Below are 6,467 nucleotides of genomic sequence, written 5' to 3' on the forward strand. Positions count from 1 at the left end.
TTAATGCAAATCGGCGATCTTATCCATCTCCGCTTTTAAAGCGATTTTGTCGTGCTGCAAAGTGGTCAAAGGCAAAGCCAGAAATGCTTCGATCCGTGTGCGTAAGATGCGATATGCCTGCATAAAGCTAGCATCGATTTCGGCATCCGTACCAGTTGCATGAGCTGGATCTTCTACACCCCAATGTGTGCGTAAAACTGGACCTAAATAAGCAGGGCAAGTTTCGCCCGCAGCGCTCGCGCATACGGTGATGACGATATCGGGTGTTGCTGGCAAATTATCCCAAGACTTACTGAAGTAACCTTCGGTACTAATACCTTCACGCGCGAGCAATGCCAGCGAACGTGGATGAACTTGCCCAGTTGGTTGGCTACCTGCGCTCATCGCACACCAACCTGCAGGCGCCAAATGATTAAAAGTCGCTTCGCCTAAAATTGAACGGCAAGAATTGCCTGTGCAAAGAAATAAAACGTTCATGATAAATGAGTCTGAGTTCTAGTGTGAGGACGACTTCGGATACAACCAATTGAACAGCACGGTGGCACACGCGGCACCTAGCAATTGCATCGCGATAAAGCCTGGTGCATCAATAGGACGTATACCCGCAAAAGTATCGGTCATCGCACGCGCCAAACTCACCGCAGGATTCGCAAAAGATGTGGAAGAAGTGAACCAATACGCTGCCGTGATATAGGCCGCCACTGCAAAGGGCGTGGTCGCTGGTCGAGTGCGCGAAGTGCTGATGATGACGGCGATTAATCCAAATGTCGCAATGAATTCACTCCACCACTGCGACAAACCGGTACGCGCATGTGTGGATGCAAAAAATACTGGTAAATCGAACATGCCATGTGCCGCAGCGACACCAGCAAACGCACCCACAATTTGCACGGCGATGTAAGGGAGAGCTAGCTGTGCAGGGAGATTTTTTTGCCAGGCTTCAGACAGTGTCACTACAGGATTAAAATGCGCACCCGATAAATTTCCAAACATCAAAATCAATGCAATCAAACCAGCGCCTGTTGCCAGCGCATTGGCCAGCAAAGCTACAGCAGCATTACCCGCGGAGAGTGTTTGTGCCATGATGCCCGAGCCGACGACGACCGCGAGTAAAAATGCTGTACCTAAAAATTCGGCAACGAGGCGTTTACGTAAAGTGTTTTCTGAAGACATAAAATTAAGATCAAGATTAAAAACAGATTAGAGAATAGTGAAGAAGCGAAAAACAGATTTAAGCTTTTGCAGTGGTCTTGGTAATGTGTTTGGTGCCAGCTTTTTTTGCGACTGATTTCGGTAAAGACGCTGGCCCGCAAGGATTTCCACCGCAGCAGCTTTCAGTCAAAAAACCTATCAAGTCATTCATCGCACCAAAGTTCGCAGAATAAATGATGAACCGTCCATCTTGCCGCGCCACGATCAAATCTGCGTGCGACAACTCTTTTAAGTGAAATGACAGAGAAGAAGAGGGTACTTCGAGCTGCTCAGCGATCTTGCTGGCCGCCAGACCCTCAGGTCCAACTGCGACCAGTAAGCGAAAGATTGCAAGCCGTGATTCTTGAGCCAGCGCGGCGAGGGCGCTGATGGCGGATTTGGTTCCCATGGATATTAGTTCGTAGTGATTACGTTGATTTCGATAATTCTATATTTATCGAAATATAGAATCAAGTAAACAATTTTCAGTTTGTGCAACTGATCGTGATTGATTGGGGGGGCGTGGTTGGCTGAGCGATTGACTGTAACCTTAGTGAAGAGCAGGCAAAATCTCTCATCCCTAATTTACGTATGTCGCCATTCTATGGCGGGATTAGGGTATTGAAGGCATCGAGGACTTCTGAAATATCGATGCCTTCAAAGAGTTAAGCCAGTGACCGCGAGCGACAACTTGACAGCGTTTTTAGAGACAGCGCCGCCTCGTCTCTAATCCACTGGGCAAATGCCTGAACACTCGCGCGTTGCGCATCTTGTTCGCGATACAGAAGCCAGTGCGAGTAGGGATCACGGCTGCGCACAGCCAATGGGCGCAGTAATTTCTTTTCCAATAAATCCTCGATCACTAAGACATCTAGCGCCAGGCAAATGCCGTGATCTGATTTGGCAGTGTCGATGGCGAGATGTTCGTGGCTATAGAAAGGGCCTTTTTTTGCATGCGCAAGCAAGCTTACTTGTTCACCTTCACTCAAGGTTTGGAATTCTGCAATGCTATTCAACCAAGCTTGCCAGCGTTCGCCGACTAAACCCGTTTCACGATTGGGCGGGAGTGGCAGGCGTAGTAGCGTTTGTTTGCACAAATCGGTCAAGTGTTGCAGTGAAGATGTCTTAGTGCCCTTTATGCCCTTTATGCCGCTTTTCAAGTTGCCATTTACAGCGAGCAAGGTAGTGGGACTGCAAACTGGGAATAAGTAGGTTTCTTCCCATAATTTTTCTGCATGCAAACCAGTCTTTTTGCCGCTAGCGGTATCATGTTCATAACCACCGATGCCATAACGTAGCGCCACGTCTATGCTGGCATTTTTGATAAAGTCATGGGTTTGATTTTCCGATGAGAGCTGCAGATCGATATCGGGATATTGCGCATGAAAACGGCTCAGGCGAGGTACCAACCATTTCGCCGCAATTGAGGGCGCGGCGCTGACTACCAACACTTGCTCATTCGTTGGCAGTGTGCTGGCTTGCTCCAAAGCTTTTTGTAATTGCGCGAATGAGGATGAAACCTGTTCCGACAAAATTTTACCGGTCGCCGTTAATTGTACTAATCGATTAGTCCGTAAAAAGAGGGACGTGCCGAGATAGTCTTCCAACGCCGCGAGCTGATGACTGATTGCTGCTGGAGTAACCGAGAGCTCTTGCGCTGCGAGTTTAAAACTACCAAGTCGTGCAGCTGCTTCAAAAGCACGGATAGCACCAAGAGGCGCGGATCTGATGTGTATAGGTCTAGTCATGAATTCAGTTTAGCAGAACTAATCCGATTCTCAAAAATCATCATTTGTCAGGCGAAGCGACGAAACCTACACTGCCACTCCAACGATACTCAATCTACGCTATTCGGAGCAAGCTATGCCTAACACACACGTACCATCGCATCCACGTCGCTTTTTATTTTTGCTCACCAGCAGTCGAGCGCAAGGCAATACCGAACAATTAGCCCGCTACGCCGCGCAATTTTTACCAACTGATGTCGAACAAGAATGGCGCGATCTTAATGATTACGCTATGCCAGATTTTGTCGATCAACGTCATGATGCTGATGGAACTTACCCAGCGCCTCAAGGCGCTATGCGCGAATTACTTGATGCCACTCTGGCAGCCACGGATTTGGTTTTTGTCACGCCTTTGTATTGGTACAGCTTGCCAGCGGTGGCCAAAAAATATCTCGATCACTGGTCAGGATGGATGCGCGTCCCTGGCTATGATTTCAAAGAAAAAATGCGTGGTCGTCGCTTATGGAATATTACGGTGACGGCTGATGAAGATCAAAGTTTTGCAAAAGCTTTAGTAGAAAGTTTGCGTTTTACGGCGGGATACATGGATATGCCATGGAATGGAAGCTTAATAGGCTATGGCAATCGCCCCGGTGACGTGATGCAAGATCAGCGCGCCTTGGCACAAGCGACGCATTACTTTGCATAGTTATTTTGCACAATTACTTTGCACGATTATTTTGTGTGACTATTTTGCATGCAAATAAGGCGGGCACGACATCATCGTGCCCACGCCTTACCGACAACAATTATTGATTACCGCTTTTTTTTAGATGTGGTTTCGCACCCGCATTTTTTAACAATTCAACGAGCTTGCTATGACCCTGACGGATCGCCACGTCCAGCGCATTGTCGTCAGTCTGCCCGGTGCGAGTCAAATCTGCACCGTGCGTCAATAATAATTGCGCAAATTCCAGATGACCAAAAAATGCAGCCCAGTTTAAAGCATGGTCGCCAAATTTATCTGGCTCGTTGACCTTGGCACCTTTGCTGATAAGTTGCTTGGCAATATCGACATTGCCATCACGCGATGCTTCCATGAGGGCTGTCGTTTGATAGCAGCTATTGGTATGCGTATTTGGGTCGGCACCAGCTTGCAATAGTTGCGTAAGCAGTTCTTTATGTTGCCACCGCACTGCTAAGGCTAAAGCGGTATAGCCAGTTTCAGCACCTGCATCCACAGGCAAGCCAGTCTGGATTAATTGCATGACTTCTGCGGTTTTTCCCTGATTGGCAAGTAAGCGCAAGAGCGCGATTTTGATTGGCGTGGAGGTGGTCTGATTTGTTAGCGCTTGACGATTCAAGATCGCATCGACGTAGCGCTTATCCACTTCACTGTTCAGAGTTTTATCCAGTGCATGCTGTAGTAAGAGTTGGCTGATGTCAAATTGGTGCCGTTCTATCGCATAGTCGAAAGCATCGTAACCATCCTTATCGCGCCATTGTGGATTGGCACCAGAATTGAGCAAGGCTTTAAAGACGACAGTTTTGCCATCCCGCACCGCTTCTAGCAATTTGTCCTCATTGCTGACGGTTTGGGCGAGGGCAAAATTCGCCATACTAATGAAGATACCAGCGATCAACAAGAGCGAGGGGAGAAATTTTTTGTAAGATGTGTATGGCTTCATGTGTTCGCTCCTTATATAAAATCGGCAAATTTACTTGGCTTTCTTCGGTTTGCTGTACCACAGCGCATTCACAATAATCCAACGATCACCAAAGCGACTCATGTGAAAGTAATCTACAAACCACGGCGTTTCTAAGCGCACCGAAGCGGCGGTGTCAGTCACGTCAAGCACCTTGCAGGACCGATTCCACTGTTCCTTCGGTGTTTTTAATGCGCCTTCTTTGGTCAGGTTGACCAATTCTTCTTTCGACATACGACGCAGCCCGAGGCGTTCATCTGGCGTATCGCCAATGGCAGCACGTTTTGCCAAATCAGGATGCAGTGAGCGGGCAACACGTTGTGGATTCGCTTCCAATTGCCCATCAATATAATCAAAACAAGTTGCCTCAATAGCGGCGATGGTGGCGCTATCAACATCCGTATTGTTGGCTGCGTGAGTCGTATTGAGTGTGAGTGTAGCGGCAAATGTGGTGGCGACTAAGGCGATCAATCTCATGGTTTAAGCTTCCTGGTTGAAGGTGATGCAAACGGCGAGTAAGCTTGGACAAGGTAATTTGGCTTTAGTTCTTGGAATTTAATGTTGTTAAGAAAAGGGTGGATGCACCGTGCGCACCAGAGTTTTGCCAAAGTCATTAAGCTTCGATCATAGGGTGGACACGGCATCATCGTGCCCACGCGTTACGGTTAAAAAGGGTCAAACGTTTTAAGTACAAAGAGTAGTGTTCATCGACAATTCAAACGAGCGACGTGGGCATAAAAAATCTACCCACCCCATATGGCTTTTAGCCTAATTTCAGCTTAGCTACGATGCTTGCTCAGCAATTCCAGAAATCTCAAACGTCGCTAATTTCTTGAACTGCTCAAATTCAACTTGTGTGAAGCAAGCAAAAAGTGCGCTTTGGCCAAAATCGCTATGATTGGAATAAATACGACATTGGCTATGATGTGTCAGTAGCAGTTCGTCAAATTTAACGATGATATGCGGGTCAAGCCAGTCATTATCTACTGTTGCATCCCAGTGTGTGTGATGTCCATCAAGGTCAAATTCCAACCACGCAATTCCTTTTTCAATATCGACGAAATCACTGATGTTTGAAATCGGAAGGACGGCATTGCTCATTTTCTGTAGTCGAATTAAAACTTCGCTATAGGTGCCATGATCATCAATTCTTTCATAATCGCACATCCACAATCGGTCGCAAATTGGCGTGTACGGCTTGCGCTGAATATCACATCCCAATACGGGAATAAGTTCTTTATACGGAATTGCTTCGTATTCTTCGGGTGTTTGAAGAGTGAGGAGATCATCTACAGTCACGCCGGAGTTCAAATGAATGCCGCATTTGCTTAGCTCAGAAAGTTGTTGCTCAAGCGTGGCGGGTGAGGCTTTTTTTCGGAATAGGGAAAACATAGTTTGTTTTTGATGAGCTTATAAAACACTTGAAAATTCGAAGGTGCGAATAGCAAAGTGTAATCGCATGCAGGTATTTTTGTGTTGTTAAATCTGTGATGCTGTCTATAAATCAGCTCGTATGGGGGGCACGGCACGATTGTGCCCATGCGTTACGGTTGAAAAAGATTAAACGTTTTAATCGCAAAAAATAATGTTCGTCGACAAATCAAACAAGCGGCGTGAGCACAAAAAACGTACCCACCCTTCTATGAAGCATGTCAAGTACGACTTGCAAATGAATTGTATTCAATTTTTATTCATCATTTCTCACTCCTGCTTCGTTGTGTAGTACGTTCACTAGTCGTAATAAGTCTCTGGTCATTGGCTCGTGAAACTTAGGTTTCACCACCTTCTATCCGCTGGCGTTTTCGACCAGCCTAATTCTGCATGCGCTGCGCGCTAAGATGAC

General features: G+C 46.8%; 8 protein-coding genes. 1 reads left to right on the plus strand and 7 read right to left on the minus strand.

What is annotated here, in order from left to right; translation table 11 throughout:
- From H8K55_RS19710 to H8K55_RS19725, 4 genes are all read right to left on the minus strand, one after another.
- Positions 1 to 477: an arsenate reductase ArsC gene (locus H8K55_RS19710; RefSeq protein ID WP_186943785.1), complete on the minus strand. Its 477-nt coding sequence runs from the start codon at positions 475 to 477 to the stop codon at positions 1 to 3.
- An 18-nt stretch (positions 478 to 495) separates the two neighbouring features.
- Positions 496 to 1,173: an aquaporin gene (locus H8K55_RS19715; RefSeq protein WP_186943786.1), complete on the minus strand. Its 678-nt coding sequence runs from the start codon at positions 1,171 to 1,173 to the stop codon at positions 496 to 498.
- A gap of 58 nt (positions 1,174 to 1,231) precedes the next feature.
- Entirely contained in the window at positions 1,232 to 1,600 is a 369-nt protein-coding gene (locus H8K55_RS19720; RefSeq protein WP_186943787.1) for an ArsR/SmtB family transcription factor, read from the minus strand.
- Positions 1,601 to 1,856: 256 nt separating this feature from the next.
- Positions 1,857 to 2,939, minus strand: coding sequence for a LysR substrate-binding domain-containing protein (locus tag H8K55_RS19725; RefSeq protein ID WP_186943788.1), 1,083 nt, complete (start codon positions 2,937 to 2,939; stop codon positions 1,857 to 1,859).
- 115 nt (positions 2,940 to 3,054) lie between these two features.
- Between H8K55_RS19725 and H8K55_RS19730 the strand changes: the two genes are divergently transcribed.
- Positions 3,055 to 3,627 carry a flavodoxin family protein gene (locus H8K55_RS19730; protein ID WP_186943789.1) on the plus strand — a complete coding sequence of 191 codons (573 nt, stop codon included), beginning with the start codon at positions 3,055 to 3,057 and terminating at the stop codon, positions 3,625 to 3,627.
- Positions 3,628 to 3,727: 100 nt separating this feature from the next.
- On the opposite strand, the gene H8K55_RS19735 is transcribed toward H8K55_RS19730, so the two are convergent.
- The 3 genes from H8K55_RS19735 to H8K55_RS19745 all read right to left on the minus strand — a co-directional run bounded on the left by H8K55_RS19735 (position 3,728) and on the right by H8K55_RS19745 (position 6,016).
- Entirely contained in the window at positions 3,728 to 4,606 is an 879-nt protein-coding gene (locus H8K55_RS19735; protein WP_186943790.1) for an ankyrin repeat domain-containing protein, read from the minus strand.
- Positions 4,607 to 4,636: 30 nt separating this feature from the next.
- Entirely contained in the window at positions 4,637 to 5,101 is a 465-nt protein-coding gene (locus tag H8K55_RS19740; protein WP_186943791.1) for a nuclear transport factor 2 family protein, read from the minus strand.
- A gap of 306 nt (positions 5,102 to 5,407) precedes the next feature.
- Positions 5,408 to 6,016, minus strand: coding sequence for a hypothetical protein (locus H8K55_RS19745; RefSeq protein ID WP_186943792.1), 609 nt, complete (start codon positions 6,014 to 6,016; stop codon positions 5,408 to 5,410).
- Positions 6,017 to 6,467 lie beyond the last annotated feature (451 nt).

It is taken from the genome of Affinundibacterium flavidum (assembly GCF_014284175.1).
In the GTDB taxonomy this organism is placed as follows: domain Bacteria; phylum Pseudomonadota; class Gammaproteobacteria; order Burkholderiales; family Burkholderiaceae_D; genus Undibacterium; species Undibacterium flavidum.